This window comes from Candidatus Schmidhempelia bombi str. Bimp (genome assembly GCF_000471645.3).
Classification (GTDB): Bacteria; Pseudomonadota; Gammaproteobacteria; order Enterobacterales; family Orbaceae; genus Utexia; species Utexia bombi.
The window spans coordinates 1-20,279 of sequence record NZ_AWGA01000049.1 but is presented as its reverse complement, the minus strand read 5'-3'; the positions used below and the strand labels follow the sequence as shown (position 1 = coordinate 20,279).

At 36.0% G+C, this 20,279-nt stretch carries 19 protein-coding genes and 2 tRNA genes; 15 read left to right on the top strand and 6 right to left on the bottom strand.

Annotation, left to right across the window (positions count from 1 at the left end):
* Positions 1 to 28: 28 nt before the first annotated feature.
* A complete protein-coding gene (locus tag O970_RS04780; protein ID WP_024496011.1) occupies positions 29 to 1,231 on the bottom strand; it encodes an acetate kinase in 1,203 nt (400 codons plus the stop codon).
* Positions 1,232 to 1,422: 191 nt separating this feature from the next.
* Between O970_RS04780 and yfbV the strand changes: the two genes are divergently transcribed.
* Positions 1,423 to 1,878, top strand: a complete 456-nt coding sequence (gene yfbV / locus O970_RS04775; protein WP_051318599.1) for a terminus macrodomain insulation protein YfbV — start codon at positions 1,423 to 1,425, stop codon at positions 1,876 to 1,878.
* Complete coding sequence (gene priC / locus O970_RS04770; protein WP_024496009.1) at positions 1,875 to 2,429, top strand: primosomal replication protein PriC; 555 nt, start codon at positions 1,875 to 1,877, stop codon at positions 2,427 to 2,429. The genes yfbV and priC overlap by 4 nt, the downstream gene beginning before the upstream one ends.
* A gap of 56 nt (positions 2,430 to 2,485) precedes the next feature.
* On the opposite strand, the gene O970_RS04765 is transcribed toward priC, so the two are convergent.
* Positions 2,486 to 3,448: a type IV pilus twitching motility protein PilT gene (locus O970_RS04765; protein WP_024496008.1), complete on the bottom strand. Its 963-nt coding sequence runs from the start codon at positions 3,446 to 3,448 to the stop codon at positions 2,486 to 2,488.
* Positions 3,449 to 3,475: 27 nt separating this feature from the next.
* On the opposite strand from O970_RS04765, the gene O970_RS04760 reads away from it, so the two are divergent.
* The 4 genes from O970_RS04760 (at position 3,476) to zupT (ending at position 5,985) form a co-directional block, all read left to right on the top strand.
* Positions 3,476 to 4,180: a YggS family pyridoxal phosphate-dependent enzyme gene (locus tag O970_RS04760; RefSeq protein ID WP_024496007.1), complete on the top strand. Its 705-nt coding sequence runs from the start codon at positions 3,476 to 3,478 to the stop codon at positions 4,178 to 4,180.
* Positions 4,181 to 4,250: 70 nt separating this feature from the next.
* Positions 4,251 to 4,805, top strand: coding sequence for a YggT family protein (locus tag O970_RS04755; protein ID WP_024496006.1), 555 nt, complete (start codon positions 4,251 to 4,253; stop codon positions 4,803 to 4,805).
* Complete coding sequence (gene yggU / locus O970_RS04750; RefSeq protein WP_024496005.1) at positions 4,790 to 5,122, top strand: DUF167 family protein YggU; 333 nt, start codon at positions 4,790 to 4,792, stop codon at positions 5,120 to 5,122. The genes O970_RS04755 and yggU overlap by 16 nt, the downstream gene beginning before the upstream one ends.
* A gap of 68 nt (positions 5,123 to 5,190) precedes the next feature.
* Entirely contained in the window at positions 5,191 to 5,985 is a 795-nt protein-coding gene (gene zupT / locus O970_RS04745) for a zinc transporter ZupT (protein ID WP_036562676.1), read from the top strand.
* A gap of 668 nt (positions 5,986 to 6,653) precedes the next feature.
* Here zupT and O970_RS04740 read toward each other — a convergent pair.
* A complete protein-coding gene (locus O970_RS04740) occupies positions 6,654 to 7,520 on the bottom strand; it encodes a YicC/YloC family endoribonuclease (RefSeq protein ID WP_024496003.1) in 867 nt (288 codons plus the stop codon).
* Positions 7,521 to 7,683: 163 nt separating this feature from the next.
* Between O970_RS04740 and rph the strand changes: the two genes are divergently transcribed.
* A complete protein-coding gene (gene rph, locus O970_RS04735) occupies positions 7,684 to 8,400 on the top strand; it encodes a ribonuclease PH (protein WP_024496002.1) in 717 nt (238 codons plus the stop codon).
* A gap of 81 nt (positions 8,401 to 8,481) precedes the next feature.
* Positions 8,482 to 9,138, top strand: coding sequence for an orotate phosphoribosyltransferase (pyrE, locus tag O970_RS04730; protein ID WP_024496001.1), 657 nt, complete (start codon positions 8,482 to 8,484; stop codon positions 9,136 to 9,138).
* 54 nt (positions 9,139 to 9,192) lie between these two features.
* Here the strand turns inward: pyrE and O970_RS04725 are convergent, their stop codons facing one another.
* Positions 9,193 to 13,479 carry an acyl-CoA dehydratase activase-related protein gene (locus O970_RS04725; RefSeq protein ID WP_024496000.1) on the bottom strand — a complete coding sequence of 1,429 codons (4,287 nt, stop codon included), beginning with the start codon at positions 13,477 to 13,479 and terminating at the stop codon, positions 9,193 to 9,195.
* 330 nt (positions 13,480 to 13,809) lie between these two features.
* Between O970_RS04725 and srmB the strand changes: the two genes are divergently transcribed.
* The 6 genes from srmB to O970_RS04695 all read left to right on the top strand — a co-directional run bounded on the left by srmB (position 13,810) and on the right by O970_RS04695 (position 19,083).
* Entirely contained in the window at positions 13,810 to 15,126 is a 1,317-nt protein-coding gene (gene srmB / locus O970_RS04720) for an ATP-dependent RNA helicase SrmB (RefSeq protein ID WP_024495999.1), read from the top strand.
* A gap of 118 nt (positions 15,127 to 15,244) precedes the next feature.
* The gene (locus O970_RS04715) at positions 15,245 to 15,847 is read left to right on the top strand and encodes a peroxiredoxin C (protein WP_024495998.1); all 603 of its coding nucleotides are present in this window, start codon (positions 15,245 to 15,247) and stop codon (positions 15,845 to 15,847) included.
* 198 nt (positions 15,848 to 16,045) lie between these two features.
* On the top strand, positions 16,046 to 17,368 hold the full coding sequence (rimO, locus tag O970_RS04710) for a 30S ribosomal protein S12 methylthiotransferase RimO (RefSeq protein WP_024495997.1): 1,323 nt from the start codon (positions 16,046 to 16,048) through the stop codon (positions 17,366 to 17,368).
* Between the two features lie 14 nt (positions 17,369 to 17,382).
* Positions 17,383 to 18,771, top strand: a complete 1,389-nt coding sequence (locus O970_RS04705; RefSeq protein ID WP_024495996.1) for an MATE family efflux transporter — start codon at positions 17,383 to 17,385, stop codon at positions 18,769 to 18,771.
* A 145-nt stretch (positions 18,772 to 18,916) separates the two neighbouring features.
* Positions 18,917 to 18,993, top strand: a tRNA-Val gene (locus O970_RS04700).
* Positions 18,994 to 19,006: 13 nt separating this feature from the next.
* Positions 19,007 to 19,083 (top strand) — tRNA-Val (locus tag O970_RS04695).
* A gap of 96 nt (positions 19,084 to 19,179) precedes the next feature.
* Here O970_RS04695 and O970_RS04690 read toward each other — a convergent pair.
* Entirely contained in the window at positions 19,180 to 19,413 is a 234-nt protein-coding gene (locus O970_RS04690) for a zinc ribbon domain-containing protein (RefSeq protein WP_024495995.1), read from the bottom strand.
* Between the two features lie 404 nt (positions 19,414 to 19,817).
* Here O970_RS04690 and O970_RS04685 point away from each other — a divergent pair, with 404 nt between their 5' ends.
* The gene (locus tag O970_RS04685; protein ID WP_024495994.1) at positions 19,818 to 20,084 is read left to right on the top strand and encodes a chorismate mutase; all 267 of its coding nucleotides are present in this window, start codon (positions 19,818 to 19,820) and stop codon (positions 20,082 to 20,084) included.
* 67 nt (positions 20,085 to 20,151) lie between these two features.
* Here O970_RS04685 and O970_RS10285 read toward each other — a convergent pair.
* Positions 20,152 to 20,279, bottom strand: a 128-nt coding sequence (locus O970_RS10285; protein WP_193553287.1) for a nucleoid-associated protein, incomplete at its 5' end; no start/stop codon positions are given.

Below are 20,279 nucleotides of genomic sequence, written 5' to 3'. Positions count from 1 at the left end.
CCGCCGGATTCGGCGGTTAAGTAATTTATTACGCCGTTAAGCGTGCTGCATCTTGTGCAATCACAAGTTCTTCATTGGTTGGGATAACCAATGCTGAGCGAGTTCCCTCTTTATTAATTGCACCACTGTTACCAAAACGTGCCGCAAGGTTACGCTCTTGATCTAATTCAAAACCTAAAATGCCTAATTTTTCTAGCACATGACGACGAACTCCTTCAGAGTTTTCACCAATACCACCAGTGAAGATGATTGCATCTAATTTGCCATCTAACAATGTACTGTAGCCACCAATATATTTAACTAAACGGTGAACAAAAACATCAAATGCATTAGTTGCGCCTTCATCTTTGCCGTAGTTATCTTCAACATAACGGCAATCACTACTTGCTTCTGTTAGACCCAATAAACCTGATTTTTTGTTTAAAAGATCGTTGATTTCAGCGACAGACATATTTAAATTATCGTGTAAGAAAAACATAATAGCAGGATCGATATCACCGCTACGCGTTCCCATTACCAAACCTTCAAGTGGTGTAAGACCCATTGATGTTTCAACACATTTACCATTTTTAATCGCTGAAACAGAGGCACCATTACCTAAATGGCAAGTAATAACATTTAAATCATCAACTGATTTATTTAACATTTTAGCTGCTTCACGGCTAACATAGTAGTGGCTCGTACCGTGGAAACCATAGCGTCGGATACCATGCTTCTTATATAATTCATAAGGAATCGCATATAAGTAAGCTTCTTTAGGCATCGTGGTATGAAATGCCGTATCAAACACTGCAACATTTTTATCTTTTAAATGCGGGAATGCTTTAAATGCTTCACGAATACCAATAAGATGGGCTGGGTTATGTAAAGGTGCAAATACTGCTGCGTCCTCAATACCTTTTAATACCTCATCAGTGATAACTACTGATTCCGTATATTTTTCACCGCCATGCACAATACGATGTCCAATCGCTTTGATGTTAGCTAATAATTCTGGTTTAGTAACAAAAATTTTATTAACAATAAAATCTAATGCTTCGCTATGAGCAGCGCCAGCGCCTAACGCGGCTTCAGATTTGTTACCATCTAATTTCCATTTGATTCGTGCTTCAGCTAAATTAAAACATTCGGCTAGACCTGAAATATATTCATCGCCATTAGCTGGGTTGATAATTGCAAACTTCAGTGAAGAGCTACCACAGTTAAGAACGAGGACTAAATTACTCGACATAGTGATCCCTATTTTTTACTAAATAAAACGATAATACACTCTCTTAATTTTTTGAGTGTGGATAATTAATCACCGATAAATTGGTGATAAACTTAATATTTTGTGTTTAAATAACGTTATTAGATATATCTTTAGATGTAATGATAATATTTTATGCTATTAAATAGCGAATGTCGAGGAGACCCCAACAAATGAATCTTATTAAACTAATCCATGCGGGTCAAAATTATATGCAAATTTGCCCCAAAGATAAACGGTTGTCCACCGCCTTTCCTGAAATCAACATTATTAGATTAACGCAGTATGCAATACGTTTTATGCCGCCGCTGGCTATTGCCATTTTTGTTTGGCAATATTATATGCATGCTAAATTAGTGCTTTGTATTATAACTGCATTATTTGCTTTAAGTTTGCCAGTTCAAGGTCTGCTTTGGTTAGGAAAACGTGCTAAATCAGCGTTACCTTTAAATTTATTAGATTGGTTTAATCAATTAAGAGCTCGCCTGATTACCGATAACATTATTATCAACAAACCGATAGAACCAACTTTTAGCGAATTAATGCGACTACTTGATTTAACCCAAAAGCACATTGGTGATTATTTAGATATTGATCATGACCATCGTCATGGCGAGGAAGGTCAATGATAAGAAATGATACAAATCTATTTAATCGGTTAACACAACAACTTGAACAGCTTAGTCAGAAAATTGCATGTGTTACTGATAATGAAACAGAATACTTATTTGATCCACATCTTTTTCAACCACCAACACAGATTAAAGGTCAATTATCTATTTTGCAACATTATTTAGCGCAAATAAAAAAAAATGTCGCTTACCTTAAACAAACGATAGACAACGATCAGCCAGAAAAAGTGGCTTACTTAACGGAAAAAATAACCAACCAAATTATCGCTATGCACCGTGAACTAGCTACCCAATCTCTGCGTAAAATACCACCAGTGAAAGTGAAAGAAACGCGTTACGAGACACATTGCCGTTATTTAGAATATCAACGTCGGCTTAATAGCATGAAACAGGAATTAGAATACACACTTAACACGACTACGTATTCAACGCAACGGCAACACATTATACAAAAAATAGCCGCACTTGATGTACGATTATATCGATGTCAGCAAGCTATTGCAAAATTGGAAAAGCAGCTTGAAAAAGATAATATCAATTTTAATTAATAATTAAAAAGGGAAGGTCGTTATCTATATTTATTCGTACTGACAAAATAGTAATATTAAATTAACTCATCATTATTCATCAGTTGCATACCATATTGTTTACCCATTTGCATTTGGGTAATAATTTGATTGAAGTTACCTTCTCTAATTAAATGACTAATTGCGGGAGTATTAATTAACACTTCGTATAACGCTTCTCGCCTACCTTCCGGTTTTGCCACCAATTGTTGCCAAATAACCGCACATAACGAAACCGCCAATTGTGCTCGTACAAAATTTTTTCGTTCAGTTGCGACAATATCGATAATTCGATTAAGCGATTCATAAGCAGTATTAGTATGCAAGGAGGCAAAAATAAGGTGTCCCGTTTCTGCCAATGTTAGTGCCGTCTGTATTGTTTCATCATCTCGTAATTCACCAACAACAATGATATCAGGATCTTGTCGTAATACGGCTTTTAGCGCCAAAGAAAAATTCTCAACATGCGTGTTAATTTCACGTTGCTGAATAATAGATTGCTTACTTTGATAAATATACTCAATCGGATCTTCTAAAGTTATAATATGTTTATTTTGATGCTGATTGATATGTTCAATTAAAGCGGCCAACGAAGTAGACTTACCACTTCCTGTCGCACCTGTAATCAAAATTAATCCATGTGATTTTGTGATGATTTCATTTACAACTGGCGGTAGATTAATTTGCGCTATCGTTGGTATAGTCGCGTTAATAAAGCGAAATATGGCCGAAATACCATGATACTGATAAAAGATATGCATTCGGTAACGACCATATACAGGATCATTGATCGCAATATCGATCTGTTTGTTAGACATTAATTTTTTTAGCTGTGTTGGCGATAAAAATAACCTAAAATAGGCGTCTAACTGCGCATGAGTTAATATGATTTGTTTTAATACTTTTAGCTTTCCATCAATACGGATAGTTGGCGTTTGACCACTACAAAGATACAAATCCGATGCTTTTTGCGTTAAACTTAAGGCAATAAGTGATTCCATAGTACCAACTTTAGGTGGCGATATAAAATGAATAAGATTGGACAAAATTTACAATTTATCAAACAAAGGATAGCAACAGTTGCCCAACAATGCCAACGTGATCCAAAAACAATTACGCTTGTTGCTGTAAGTAAAACCAAACCTGTGGCGGATATCGAACAAGCTATTATGGCTGGACAATTCGATTTTGGTGAAAATTATGTCCAAGAAGGTTTAGAGAAAATAAACTATTTTACAGCGCATTGGCCTCAATATCCGCTGATTTGGCATTTTATTGGTCCATTGCAGTCCAATAAATCACGTTTAGTTGCTGAATATTTTGATTGGGTTCATACAATAGACCGACAAAAAATTGCAGAAAGATTAAGTATGCAACGACCAGTAGAAAAAGCGCCACTTAATGTCCTTATACAAATTAATATTAGTGAGGAGACCAGCAAATCTGGAATTAAGCCATCACAAATGATGACGCTTGCCGAACAAATTAGTGTTTTACCCCATTTAACCTTAAGAGGATTAATGGCGATTCCTTCTGCTGAAGGAGATACGATTAAACAGCGCTTAGTTTTCGAAAAAATGAAGTTATTGTTCCAGCAACTTAAAGCTACCTATCCCTTAGTAGATACGTTATCGATGGGAATGAGTAATGATATGACAAGCGCAATACAATGTGGTAGTACATTGGTAAGAATTGGCAGTGCCATTTTTGGCGCTCGCGACTATTCCAACTAACAAAAATTTACCTAATATAAAAAGAAATAGCTATGATACAATGATACCTATCTTTACTAAGGATTAATTTATGCTTTCACTTAATTATATCATGACCACTTTACTTACCTTTGGTTTATATATTTTTATATTACGTTTATGGATGCAATATGTACGCGCAAGCTTTTACAATCCCTTTACCCAATTTATAGTTAAAATAACCCAACCAATATTAGCACCACTAAAACAATTTTTACCAACGATTAAAAACGTCGATACCTCAACACTATTAGTGCTTTATATTTTAGGTATGCTAAAATTAGCGTTTATTATTCATTTCCAATTCAATGGACCTATATGGGACAGTGTGTTTTTATTTTATGCCTTTTACCCGATATTACATGCAATAGGTCATTTAATTTTTTGGCTATTACTATTTCGAGCCATATTAAGTTGGATAGAACGCGGACAATCTGGCGCTGAAGAAATTCTTGCCCAATTGACGGATCCATTAGTCCAACCTATCCGTCGCATTGTACCGCCATTAGGCAATATTGATTTTTCGTTTATGATTGTGGTATTTATTTTGCTCGCATTAAATTTGTTGGCAACAGAGCTATTTGGTTATTTATGGATTGTTATGTAGAAAAAAAATCACCTATTCAGTTTGATCGTCAGCAAAATATATTAACTATTCAGTTATATATTCAACCTAAAGCTAGTCGCGATCAAATTGTTGGTTTACACAATAATGAAATTAAAGTAGCAATTACTGCGCCACCTATTGATGGACGCGCGAATCAACATTTAATTAAGTTTTTAGCTAAGCAATTTAAAGTGGCTAAAAGTTTAATTATGGTTGAGAAAGGTGAGTTAGGTAGACATAAACAAATTAAAATAATTAATCCGACGCTAATTCCAGACCCATTATTATCATTAATCAATCAGGAAGCCATTGATTAACATCAATATAAGCAATGTTAACATTAAAATTATCAATTAGCATTTTTATGATGACAGGAAGAACTTAAATGCAATCTACACCGCTTATACTTACTATATTGGCTGGCGCATCAACGTTTATTGGTGCAATATTAGGTATATTAACTAAAAAACCATCCGTTAAAGTCCTTGGATTCTCATTAGGCTTTGCAGCAGGCATTATGCTGTTAATCTCATTGATGGAAATGTTACCCGCAGCGTTAGCCACACCATCGGCATCACCCATCATGTGTTATTTGATGTTCATTGTTGGATTAGTGGGATATTTTATTATTGATTATCTGCTTCCTCATTATCATCCACAAAAGATTAATAATGAGTATGAACTTATCGATAACAATCATAAAATTGAAATGCCTGATAACAGCAAACTAAAGCGTACGGCCGTATTGCTAACATTAGGTATTAGTTTACATAATTTTCCAGAAGGCATTGCTACATTTATTACAGCCAGTGCCAATTTAGAATTAGGCGTAGGTATTGCAATTGCGGTTGCCATCCATAATATTCCAGAAGGTCTGGCCGTTGCTGCACCAATTTATATCGCTACTGGATCAAAATGGCAAGCTTTGTTTTGGTCTGGTGTTTCTGGTTTCTCTGAAATTTTGGGTGGAATATTAACGTTTATTATATTAGGTAATATTATCACTGAATCACTGATGGCAGCAATTATGGCTATGGTTTCTGGCATTATGGTTGCCTTGTCAATCGATGAACTTATCCCATTAGCTAGCGAAGTGGATCCTGATCGCAATCCAAGTATTGGTATTCTCTCGGGTATGACAGTAATGGGATTTAGTTTAATTCTCTTACAATATTTTTAAAGAAAATGGCGTGATTCTGTTTTAAAGATAAATCAGAATCACTTTGCCATTACAAGTGGATATCTAAATTAATTGGTATGGGTCGACCACTATAGTGTCTAATCTCTCGTATATTATCTTAAAATAATTAAATCTTGTGGTGCAATATTGATGACAATATTCATAACACTACCTTATTCTGGACTATCAATGATCGCTTTAATTTTTTACCATGCGACATAAATAGTGTCTGGTTACTTTGATGAGGTAAACGGTGAATGAGGTTGCCAAAGATTAAAATATTATAAATGCGCCATAGACCACTAACCATGGCTGATAACGTATAATTATTCGCACTATCTTTATTATTTTGAAGGAATTCCTTAGAATTAATATGTACGCGAGAATAGCCTTGTTCCAACGTAATCTCACCATTATTTCGCTCACGAATGGCTGGTGCTCAAGGTTATTTTTATTAATTAGTACTTTGATGAGATCTTAGAAAGAAAAATATAATGAAATAGCATTAATTTTATCCCCAATGTAAAAAATCTTCAATCTCACAGTTAAGTCATTTTACTGGCTCTATTTAATTTACCATATTCTAATAAGGGGATATCTTTGTTCATTTTCTTATATTGATCTGTCCACACATTTTAGTATCAAAAAGTGTAGACATACCACTACTATTACTCAATATTTTGAATCTGTTCACGCATTTGTTCAATTAGTACTTTAAGTTCAATTGCACTTGCCGTAATATCAGTATTAATTGATTTAGAAGCAATCGTATTTGATTCGCGATTAAATTCCTGCATCATAAAATCTAAACGTCGCCCCACCGCCTCCTGTTTATTAAGAATATGATAGGTTTCTTTAATATGTGTCGTTAAGCGATCGAGCTCTTCTGCGATATCTAAACGTTGCGCCAATAAAATTAATTCTTGCTCTAAGCGATTATTGTCAAATTCAATACCTGCTTCATTAAATTTTGCGATTAATTTCTCTTTTTGCCAGTTTAATATCTCGGGCATATGCATACGTATTTTATTAACCTCATTTACTGCAGCGTCTAAACGTTGACAGATTAATGTTTGTAATGCCGCCCCTTCCCGCTCCCTAACATCAATAAATTCATCTAGTGCCAAATCAAGTAGCGTTAACATTTCTTGTGAAATAGCATTTAAATCTTGTTCTTTCGCGACCATCACCCCCGGCCAACGTAAAACATCTATGGGATTAATATCGCCTACTGAATATTCAGTACTTAGCCAATCCGATGCAGATAATAGCTGAGCAGCTAAACTTTTATTAATGATTAATTGCTGCTGAGCTACACTCGGATCAAACTCAACGCGGAGATGGCATTCTATTTTTCCCCGTGTTAAGCGCTGTCTTAAGCGCTCACGTATCATCGGCTCTAAAGCTCGAAACTCCTCTGGTAATCGAATATAGGTTTCTAAATAACGTTGATTAACTGATCGAAGTTCCCAAATTACACGTCCCCAAGTCTGACTTAGTTCTTTGCGACTATAAGCCGTCATACTACGTAACATATCTTTAACCCTTAATTTTGTCTAAAATCTCGCTGGGCATTGTAGCATAAATTCTGTATAATATTCGCTTAGCTTAGGCTAAACATCATTAATGCAATACAAGTTCTAATAATGATGTCCCCTAAAAATACTGTCAGATTAAAATAATATTTGGAGAAACCGCATGCGTCCAGCAGGCCGTCTTGCACAACAAGTGCGCCCTATAACACTTACTCGTCAATATACAAAACATGCTGAAGGTTCAGTTCTTGTGGAATTTGGTGACACTAAAGTACTCTGTACCGCAACCATAGAAGAAGGCGTGCCTCGTTTTCTAAAAGGACAACAGCAAGGTTGGATTACAGCTGAATATGGCATGTTGCCACGTTCAACCCATACCCGAAACCAACGTGAGGCAGCAAAAGGTAAACAAGGAGGAAGAACATTAGAGATCCAACGATTAATCGCTCGTTCTCTACGTGCTGCAGTCGATCTCAAATTACTGGGCGAATATACCATTACTTTAGATTGTGATGTCATTCAAGCAGATGGTGGCACCAGAACTGCCTCGATAACTGGTGCATGTGTTGCTTTAGCGGATGCCTTAAATAGCCTGGTTGCAACAGGTAAGATAAAAACCAATCCTATGAAAGGGTTAGTTGCCGCGGTATCGGTTGGTATAGTGTCTGGTGAAGCGGTCTGCGATTTAGAATATATTGAGGATTGCAATGCAGAGACAGATATGAATGTGGTGATGATTGATGATGGTCGTATTATTGAAATTCAAGGCACCGCTGAAGGTGAACCATTTAGTCATACAGAATTATTAGCGCTATTGGAATTAGCGAAAAATGGTATAAAAACGCTATTTGAAGCGCAAAAACAAGCCTTAAATAACTAAATGCTAAAAAACGACGTTAAGTCGTTTTTTTATATCAAAAAAAGTTATATTTATCTCACAAAGGAAATTCTGGAGAAAAGCATGAAAACATATAAACGCCAATTTATCCAGTTTGCATTAGATAGGCAAGTACTTAAATTTGGTGAATTTACCTTAAAATCAGGTCGAAAAAGTCCCTATTTTTTTAATGCTGGACTGTTTAACACAGGTAAAGATTTGGCATTGTTAGGACGTTTTTATGCCCAAGCGCTTATTGATGCCAATATACAATACAATATTATTTTTGGACCTGCTTATAAAGGCATACCAATTGCAACTTCAACGGCGGTAGCGCTTTCTGAGCACTATAATTTAGATATTCCTTACTGTTTTAATCGTAAGGAAGCGAAAGATCATGGTGAGGGAGGAAATTTAGTTGGAACACCAATTAATCACCACAGTCGCGTCATGTTAGTTGATGACGTCATTACAGCTGGTACAGCTATTCGCGAATCAATGACTATTCTTAAAGCTAATAATGCACAATTAGCAGGGGTATTAATATCGTTAGATCGCCAAGAAAAAGGGAAAGGCGAATTATCTGCTATTCAGGAGATAAAACAGAGCTACCAATGTGAAGTTATTTCTATTATTACCCTTGATGATCTAGTTGATTACCTACAACAAAATCATAACAATACCGACCAATTAACCAAGGTAAAGGAATACCGTAATCGATATGGAATCACTCAAGCTTAATGTTAAGTTGATAGTTAGCTCACTTCGCCATGAAGTGAGCGAATTTCTCATTGACTAGATAACGCGTTCTAACTGTTGATACTTCAATGAACTAACCATAAAATGCAATCGATTTAATACATTCACTTCACCAGCGCCATCATCAAAATCCAAATATAAAAGATTTAACTTAGGATAAAGATCACGCATGCGCTTTTCTACGCCTTTAGAGACAACATGGTTAGCAATACAGCCAAATGGTTGTAAGCTAATGATATTATTAATACCTTGCTCTGCTAAACTACTTATTCCTGCGGGGATTAACCACCCTTCCCCATATTGATTACTTAAATTTAAAATCTGTTTAGCTTTCTCCGACATGTCACGGATATTATGAAATGGTCGATAATATTTAAATCGCTGTAAAATAGTATTAGTTTTATTGACTTTGCTTTGGGTGTAATGTTCAAAAAAAGCTAACAGATAGCTTATAAGGCTTTTAGATTGTAAGTTTTGCTCAATATTAGTGTCATAATTGACAAAGAATTGAGAGAAAAACTCCAACATAGGCGGTATCACTGGCTCAATGCCTTGCTTAACTAACCAATCAAGGCTATGTTGATTACCAAAATCATTATATTTAACATAAATTTCACCAACAATACCAATTTGCGGACAATCAATAGGTTTGGTTGGAATCTGGTTAAACTCAGTCACGGCACGCTCAAGTAAGGTAAATATGTGTTTATAGCGACGGCGTTCACCTATATAATCCTTTATTTGCTGCATGTAATATTCTTTTAAATTATCACTTTGTCCTTTATTTATTTCCCTTGGCGCACAAGCATAATACATTTTAGAAATAGCATCAGCAAATAATATGCCAATAAACGTGGCAGGCACGGTCTTTATCCAATTTAATTTAAAACCAGGTTGTTGGGTATTGATCATACTATTAGTACTCAAGGAAATAATAGGTACATCAGCAAATCCATTACTTATCATCGCTTTTTTAATTAATGATAAATAACTACTAGCTCGACATTGACCGCCCGTTTGTGTGATACCTATTGCCACATTTTGACGCTCATATTTCCCAGAATGTAATGCTTTAATAATATCACCGACAATGATCGTCGCAGGATAACAGATTTCATTATTACAATATTTTAAACCCCATTCGACGGACTGTTTATCTGGCTTAGGTAAAATAACTAATTGATAACCAGATAAAGCAAATAATGGCGGTAGCAGTGGCGAATAAAAATCAGAAATATAAGGGGCAAGAATAATACGCTGTTTTTTATCCTGCCGATTAAATACCGGAAGTTGAGGTCTGATTTGCTCAATAGGCTGCCTGCTCTGGTTTAATTTTAATGATTCAAGAATCGATCGTAATCGTAATTTAACCGAACCTGTAGCAGTAATTTCATCAATTCGAATAAGGGTATTGGTTTTCCCTTTGGATTCCAGTAACGCTTTACACTCATCAGTAACAATGGCATCCGGTCCACAACCAAATGAGTTAAATTGAACAAATTGGATATTATTTGGCTGATTTGCGACAAAACTAGCTGCGGCATATAAACGATTTGGATAACTCCATTGAGCACAAACTTGTAATTCTGATGATAATTGGTGATGCGGCGTTAAAAGTGAATCCTCAGTAATCACATCACAATCCAATGCATTGAGAATTTCGGGGGTCTTATGGTTAATTAAACTATCACAATGATAAGGTCGACCCGCTAATACAAAAACATAACGATTAGTGGTTTTTGCCATGGACAAAATTTCTTGCGCCTTAAGATAAAGCGATTGCTTAACATGGGCTTGCTGCTCAAGAGCTTGCTTAAAAGCTAAATTGAATGTGGTTTTATCCAAATTAGGTAATAATGTTTGACAATAGTGCCAACATCCCTTTTTTAGTAATTTAATATCGGTAAAATTGATGACTGGATTATCTAATGGTATCCCATAACGATGATGAGGATTAATTGCGCTTAATATCACTTCCGCATAACTACTCACAATTGGGCAATTATAATTATTCTCTGCATTATCAAATTGATTTGATTCAAATATTACCATTGGCATAAAAATACGATCAACTTGCATTTGTGCCAATTCCATAATATGCCCATGGACTAATTTGGCAGGGAAACAAATGCTATCTGACATTACCGTTCCCGCCCCTTTTTCATAGATATCCATTGTAGATATAGGTGACAACGTCACATTTATATTACATTCTGTAAATAAGGTATGCCAAAATGGAAAATGTTCATACATACCTAATACTCGTGGAATACCTAATGTCAAGTCGGCATTAGGTTTACTCGGTTTAACCCTATCGAATAATAATGCGTTTTTATAATCAAACATATTAAATGCATGATGATTTTTAATCGGAGCATTACTCAAAAAACGTTCGCATTTATTACCTGAATAGTAACGCTGTCCATTATCAAAACGATAAATGATGATATCACATACATTATCACAGCCTTTACAACGTGAAGCTTTGGTACGGCTATTTTGGGCTTGATGCAAATTATCAAGTCCAATAAACGTTGATGTTTGTGGCTGTTGTTGATAGTTTGCTTTCGCCACTAACGCCGCACCGTATGCCCCCATGAGCTCAGGTATACTGGAAGTTGAAATAGTAGCGCCGGTTAATTGCTCCAACGCACGAAAGACGGCTGGATTTTTAAATGTTCCACCTTGCACAACAATATGTTGTCCTAATTTACTGATATCATGCAGTTTAAGCACTTTATAAATGGCATTTTTAATGACTGAATACGCTAAACCTGCCGCAATATCGCCCATCGATGCATTTTCTCTTAATGCTTGTTTAACTTTAGAATTCATAAATACCGTACAGCGAGTACCTAAATCACAAGGTTTAGTTGCATGACAAGCCGCATTAGCAAAATCGATTGTGGTCGAGTTAAGCGATTTGGCAAAGGTCTCAATAAATGAACCACAGCCGGCAGAGCAAGCCTCATTTAATTCAATATGATTAACTACCCCATTCGTGACAAAGATGGCCTTCATATCCTGACCACCGATATCCATAATAAAACTAACCTTCGGTTCGATATGTTTAGCTGCCGCAAAATGTGCCATCGTTTCAACCAAACCATCATCAATGGCAAAGGCTGCTTTTAATAGTTCTTCTCCATAGCCCGTTACCGCGGTTCGCGCTATATTTATTTGTCTTGGATGATGTATTAATTGCTGCTTAAGTTCACTCAATCCCGTTATCAACGCCTGAACGGAATGACCATTATTGGGCGCATAATAGTGAAAAAGTAACTGATTTTGTTCACCAATTAACGTAATTTTTGTAGTGGTTGAACCACTATCAATGCCCAAAAAGGTTTGACCCGTTAAATAGGCAGACAAAGGCATTTTAACAATATCAATATATTTTCTTTTGTTCTGCCATTCTGAAAACGAGGGTTGTGTAAAAAGAGGTTGTAAAAGATTTTGGGCAAAATGAGTTGAGTTAGATTGGGTTATATTTGATTCAAGACGCTGGATAAATTCGTCAATAGATAACACTGTTCGCTCTATTGGATGAAGTGCCGCTCCCCAAGCTGATAATAATGTTGGGTGCTCAGTCTTAATTAAATCATCTTCAGTTAATTTTAGTGTTGCTAATGCGGCTTGACTTAACGTTGGTAAAAAAGAAAAAGGTCCTCCAATTAACATCAATTTAGGTACCACGTCATAGCCTCGTGCTAATGTATTAACTAATTGAATGCAAACTGCATGTAATACCGAATAGGCAATATTCTCTTTTGATACATTGCGACTAATTAAATTTTGCACATCAGTTTTGGCAAAGACCCCACAACGTGATGCAATGGAAAAAACCTGATCATGTTGACGAGCCAAAGCGTCAAATTCATTAACAGGAACATTGAGTAATGTTGCCATCTGATCAATAAATGCACCAGTACCACCAGCACAACTGCCATTCATACGAATATCGGGCGCTCTATCGGCAAAGAAAAAAATCATCTTGCTATCTTCACCACCGATATCAATTAATGTTCTTACCTTTGGATACCGTTGTTGTACTACTTCTGAAGCAGCAATCACTTCTTGAATAAAAGAAATCGCCGCTTTCTCCGAAATACTCATTCCAGCCGAACCCGTTACTTTGACGGATAATTGAATATCATTCCCCAGCTTTTGTTTTATTTCATTTAGTATTTGCAGCACACTCGCCACAATATAGGTATTGTGACGAATATATTTATGGTATAAAAAATTACCTTCATTATCTAACACGACTGCTTTGGCTGTCGTGGAGCCAACATCTAAACCAAACCTAAAATTATTTGTCATAAATCAATTTCACCATGGTATATTGTGATATATAAATAAAACAAAATATGAGCAATATAAAACTAGTCAATACCGATCTTAATTTACAGCAATTAGATTATGCAAATAGATTAAATAATTTAACGAATTAATTACATAAAAAAGTCATGATTTTTTAACTATAGATAAAAATAAGTATGTTATAAAATAAAAATGCCTACCATGATTAACGTGAGTTATCGAAACGAATAGGTTCTGTTTCTTTAAAAGTTACAAACGTATCACTTAAATTAATAGCGATTTTAATCAGACTAGTTATAATAATACCCTTAATCAATAAGGTGAATTTTAATGACAGATATAACTGATTTTCTTTCTTTAGATCTTGATGAATCGCTATTAAAAGCTATCGAGGAAAAAAATTTTAAACATCCAACAACCATTCAAGCACTCACGATTCCAGCCGCGTTAGATGGTCGAGATATTATGGGTAGCGCACCAACGGGAACGGGTAAAACATTGGCTTTCCTTATCCCTGCTATCCAACATCTATTAGATTTCCCTCGTCGTAAACCAGGGCCACCAAGAATATTAATTTTGGCACCGACCCGCGAATTAGCCATGCAGATTGCGGATCAAGCACTACAAATAACGCAGTATACCGATTTGAGTATTGCTACCATTACTGGTGGTGTGGCCTATATGAATCATGCGGAAGTGTTTAGTAAGAATCAAGATATCGTCATTGCGACAACCGGCCGTCTACTACAATATATTAAAGAAGAAAACTTTGATTGCCGTGCGGTTGAAATGTTAATTTTAGATGAAGCAGATCGCATGCTAGATATGGGATTTGCACAAGATGTAGAAACGATTTCAGCAGAGACGCGCTGGCGTAAACAGACCTTACTATTTTCGGCAACACTTGAAGGACAGGATGTTCATGACTTTGCTAAGCGAATTTTAAATGATCCAATTGAAATTGATGCCGAGCCATCACGACGTGAACGTAAAAAAATCCAACAATTTTACTATCGTGCTGATAATCTTGAACATAAATTGGCACTTTTACTCAAATTGCTTTCGCAAGACGAATGTCAAAAAGCGGTGATTTTTGTCCGTAAACGTGAACGAGTCCATGAATTAGCGAGTAAGCTACATGAAGCAGGTATTCGCTCCTGTTACCTTGAAGGTGAAATGGTGCAAGCTAAGCGAAACGAAGCGATTAAGCGTTTACAAAATAACCGCGTTAATGTGTTAATTGCGACAGATGTTGCTGCGCGTGGTTTAGATATTGATGACATTACCCACGTATTTAATTTCGATTTACCACGCACAGCAGATATTTACTTACATCGCATTGGTCGCACGGCTCGTGCGGGTAAAAAAGGAACAGCAATTTCATTAGTCGAAGCGCATGATTATGAGTTATTAAAGAAAATCGAACGTTATGTGCATGAAGCGATTAAAATGCGCACCATCGATGAGTTAAAACCGAAAAGTAAAGTTCCTTCATTAACAGGTAAGAAAAAACCATCAACAAAAGCTAAAGCCAAATTAAAAGAGAAAAAGGCGGAGAAGAAAAAAAGTAAAGTGAGACACCGGGATAGCAAGAATATTGGTAAACGACGAAAACCGAGCCAATCGCCGCAAGAACAGCTAAAATAATAGTCTAAATCTATCAAACCAATTACTTTAAACAGTTTTTAATTATCAAACAAAAAGATAATAATAGACAGGACAGATCAAGATATAAAGACAAAATTAAAAATTTAGGAGAACTATTATGGTATTAGTAACACGTCAAGCACCAGATTTTACTGCCGCTGCGGTATTAGGTAATGGAGAAATTGTTAACAATTTTAACTTATCGAGCTTTATCAAAGATCAACCAGCCGTCATCTTTTTCTGGCCTATGGATTTTACTTTTGTTTGTCCATCAGAAATTATTGCTTTTGATCACCGCTTTAAAGAGTTTGAAAAACGTGGGGTAAAAGTGATCGGTGTTTCTATTGATTCTGAGTTTGTTCACAATGCATGGCGTAATACACCAGTAGAAAAAGGAGGAATCGGCCAAGTACAATTCCCTATCGTTGCCGATATCCGTCATGCTATTGCACAAGCTTACGGTATTGAGCACCCAGAAGCAGGTGTTGCCTTACGTGCCTCATTCTTAATCGATAAAAATGGTATCGTACGTCACCAAATCGTTAACGATTTACCAATCGGTCGTAATGTTGATGAAATGATCCGTACAGTTGATGCATTACAATTCCATGAAGAACATGGTGAAGTATGCCCAGCACAATGGGAAAAAGGTAAAGAAGGTATGCAAGGATCACCAGACGGTGTGGCGAAATTTTTAGCTAAAAACGCGGATGCCTTATAATTATAATAAGTCATTTATATGATAGAAAAACCGAGTTACTACTCGGTTTTTTTACTTCTACGACCTTCATTATTTACCTATTTATCAATAGATTAATAAGAATAGATAGCGTCTTTTTTATCTTCGCGTATAATCTACCCGTTAAAATTTCAACCATCATTTTTCTTTTATGATAATTAAATAAGTTAGTAATATATTATGAATAAATTATCCCCTACTGTTGGATTTGTAAGTTTAGGCTGTCCTAAAAATCTAGTTGATTCTGAACGTATTTTAACCGAACTACGCACACAAGGTTATCGTGTGGTTCCTACTTATGATAATGCTGATTTAGTCATTGTAAATACCTGTGGCTTTATCGATAGCGCGGTACAAGAATCGCTTGAAGCGATAGGTGAAGCGTTGGATGAAAATGGTAAAGTTATTGTGACAGGCTGTTTAGGGGCTAAAGAAGATCAAATTAGAACCGTACATCCAAAAGTGCTTGAAATTTCTGGTCCACACAGTTACGAACAAGTACTACAACATGTCAATAAATATCTACCTAAACCTGAATATAATCCACTGACCAGTTTAATTCCAGATCAAGGCATTAAATTAACCCCAAAACATTATGCTTATTTGAAAATATCTGAAGGCTGTGATCATCGCTGTACGTTTTGTATTATTCCGTCCTTACGTGGTGATATGGAAAGTCGACCTATTGGTCAAGTATTAGATGAAGCTAAACGTCTTGCGGATAGTGGCGTTAAAGAGTTATTAGTGATTGCCCAAGATACGTCCGCTTATGGTGCTGACGTCAAAAATCGTACCGGTTTTTGGAATGGTATGCCAGTTAAAAATCATATAGTTAACCTTTGTGAACAACTATCAAGCTTAGGTATTTGGGTTCGCTTACATTATGTTTATCCTTATCCACATATCGATGATTTGATCCCATTAATGGCACAGGGGAAAATATTGCCTTATTTAGATGTTCCCTTACAACATGCAAGTCCGAAAATACTTAAATCAATGAAACGTCCAGGAACAATAGAACGAACATTAGAACGAATAAAAAAATGGCGTGAAATTTGTCCTGAAATCACCTTACGTTCAACGTTTATTGTCGGTTACCCTGGTGAAACAGAGCAAGATTTTGAGATGTTATTAGATTTTTTACGCCAAGCACGTCTTGATCGCGTTGGCGCTTTTGCTTACAGTCCAGTTGAGGGATCTGCGGCGAATCAATTACCTGATCAGATCCCAGAAGCGATCAAACAGCAGCGACTTGAACGGTTTATGCAACTACAGCAACAAATTTCGGCAGAGAAATTACAAGAAAAAATAGGTAAAACAATAAATGTCATTATTGATGAAGTCGATACAGAGGGGGCGATTGGACGTAGTATGGCCGATGCACCTGAAATTGATGGTGTTGTTTACCTTAACGGCGAAACACGCTTTAAAGCGGGCGATATCGTTACGGTATATATAGAGCAGGCCGATGAGTATGACTTATGGGGTTATGTAACGGCCTAATTGAGTAATCTATTATGTTAAAAACAACACTATATAAAGAAATTAAAATTATTATCGCGTTGGCAATACCGGTATTTATTGCACAAATATCCCAGTCTGGCATTATGTTTATGGAAACCGTAATGGCTGGACGCTATCATGCCAAAGCACTTGCGGGCGTTGCCTTAGGTTCGTCAATTTTTTGGCCTGCTATTTTATTTGCGCAGGGTCTATTGTCCGTGTTAACCCCCATTATAGCTAATCTTAATGGTGCAGGAAAACGCCATGAAGTCGCGGATCATATTCGGCAAGGTGTGTTATTAAGTGGTCTATTATCGATAATCGTCATGACAATTCTTTATTATGGCGATAAGATTATTTTAGCAAGTAATATCAATAAAAATATTGATATGGAAATGCTGAATAATGCTACTGACTTTTTACATGCGATTATGTGGGGAGTGCCTGGCTTTTTATTATATTTAATTTATCGTAATCAATGTGAGGGGTTATCTAATACTAAACCAGCAATGATCGCGGTACTTATTGCGTTAATCGTCAATGTGCCAATTAATTATATTCTGATCTATGGCAAATTTGGCTTACCTGAATTAGGTAGTCAAGGATGCGGAATTGCCGCTGCAATTGTGTTTTGGTTACTATTTTTTATTTTAAGAAGTTATACATTAGTGGCGGAAAACCAACGTGATATTCGACAAACCCCTATTAAGCGCATTATTAATCCCAACATTCTATTGCGTATCGTGACGCTAGGTCTACCTTTAGCCTTAGCCTTTTTCTTCGAAATTAGCTTATTTTCAGTTATTTCTATGTTAATTGCGCCACTCGGTGAAATTACGGTCGCAGCGAACCAAATTATCTATACGATTAGTAGTATGACATTTACTATACCGTTAGCGTTATCTGTTGCAACCAGTATCCGCGTAGGATTTTTACTTGGCGAACAGAAGATAGATCAAGCAAAACTCGCCGCCTATGTTAGTTTAGGCACAGCGTTTATTCTTGGATTACTTATTGCACTAGCCCTACTAATGTTTAATCACGCTTTGATTCAACTATTTACACACAATCAGCTCGTCATTGAATTATGCCTTTCTCTCATCGTATTGTTAGCCATTTATCAATGTTCGGATTATGTCCAAACTATCGCTAATAGTATCTTACGTGCTTATAAAGATACGAAAAGTATCTTTGTATTTACCTTTATCTCTTATTGGTTAGTTGGCTTACCACTGGGTTATATTTTGGCGCTGACTAATTATATTGTCCCTGCCATGGGAGCGGCTGGTTTTTGGATAGGGGTCATTGTTGGTTTAAGTCTGGCTGCAATATTATTATTAAGTCGCATGTACTGGATACAAACATTGCCACGCGAGCAAATTTTATCTAAAACCGCTAAATAACAAACCATATCACTGTTTATATAATAGGCAAACAACCTTAAAAAAAGGGAATTTGCCTCTTTTTTTGATTTTTTTACTTGATACTAAACCCAATGCCCGCTAATATCTACGCCTGTGTTAACAGCACACATTGGTTAGTCTTATTGCGTCCGTAGCTCAGTTGGTTAGAGCACCACCTTGACATGGTGGGGGTCGGTGATTCGAGTTCACTCGGACGCACCATTAACCTATCTCCGCGTTCTTAGCTCAGTTGGTTAGAGCACCACCTTGACATGGTGGGGGTCGATGGTTCGAGTCCATTAGAACGCACCATTAACATTCGTTTAAATATTCCTATTTTCAAGTAGTGATGCTTAAAATAAGCAGCTTATCCAGGTGACTAAAACGGTTACACCAAATCAATTAACCTTAACGCCAAGCAGGTAATTTTTTCAGTAATACATAAGCAGTATCTTTCGCTATATTCTCATCCATTTGATGTACCTTAATTAAAGTATCAGTTAAATTAGCCCATCTTTCGTCAAAGGTTTGCATTGACCCATCATTACGCGCACACAGCTTACAATAGTTTTTAGTCATGTTATATAAAGGATAATCCGCCAAGCTAGTCATCGGCATTCCACACGAAATACACATTTTCATTACACTGCGTCCTAATTATTTATCCATTTTGTTCAATCCTACGCTGAATAGGGTTAACTTTCAATCTCTATGCGTCACGTTGCAGCATATATTGCTATCAGGGAAAAATAAAACAATTTAGGCGGCATTATATTTATCACTAAATGGTGATATATATTATTCTTTGTGTTGATGGTAAATAATGATCAATAAGCTACAGATGACTTATTCACCTCGATTGACTTAAGCTTACTCTTTACTATTATCACTAATCCTTTAGATTAACGTCGCTATTACCATTAATACAAAGTAGTTTTTACGTCGTAAAAGTTAGATATCATCCTATAAATTAAGTTGAATTTTCTGCTCTCTCGCATAGAATACATATATGGTTGATAAAATATTACAGGTTAAAGATTAATAGTATGTTAGAAGAAACTCGCCGCAAGATAGATGATATTGACTCAGAAATAGTGACACTTTTTGAAAAAAGAATGGATGCAGTTAATGAAATTGCACGAATAAAAAAAGCCCATAATTTAGCTATATTTGATACTGATCGTGAAAAAACTGTCATTGAAAACGCACAAAATCGTTTAAAAAATCCAGAATATAAAATGGCAGTGGCAGAATTTTTCCAACATATGATGCAAACAACTAAAACTTATCAACGTCAAATAATAAAAAAGTAATTTGTATTGTATTAGCAATAATAAAAAGAGGCGAACTCGCCTCTTCTTATTCATTTAAACACAGTGATTATTTTTTACTATAGTTACGTTGTAACTGATCGCGTAAATTAGGTGGTGTGCCCTTAATCGTTAGGGTATCCGTTGTTGGATCCCATTGTATTCTTTCACCTAATAATTCCATATCAAAATTAATGG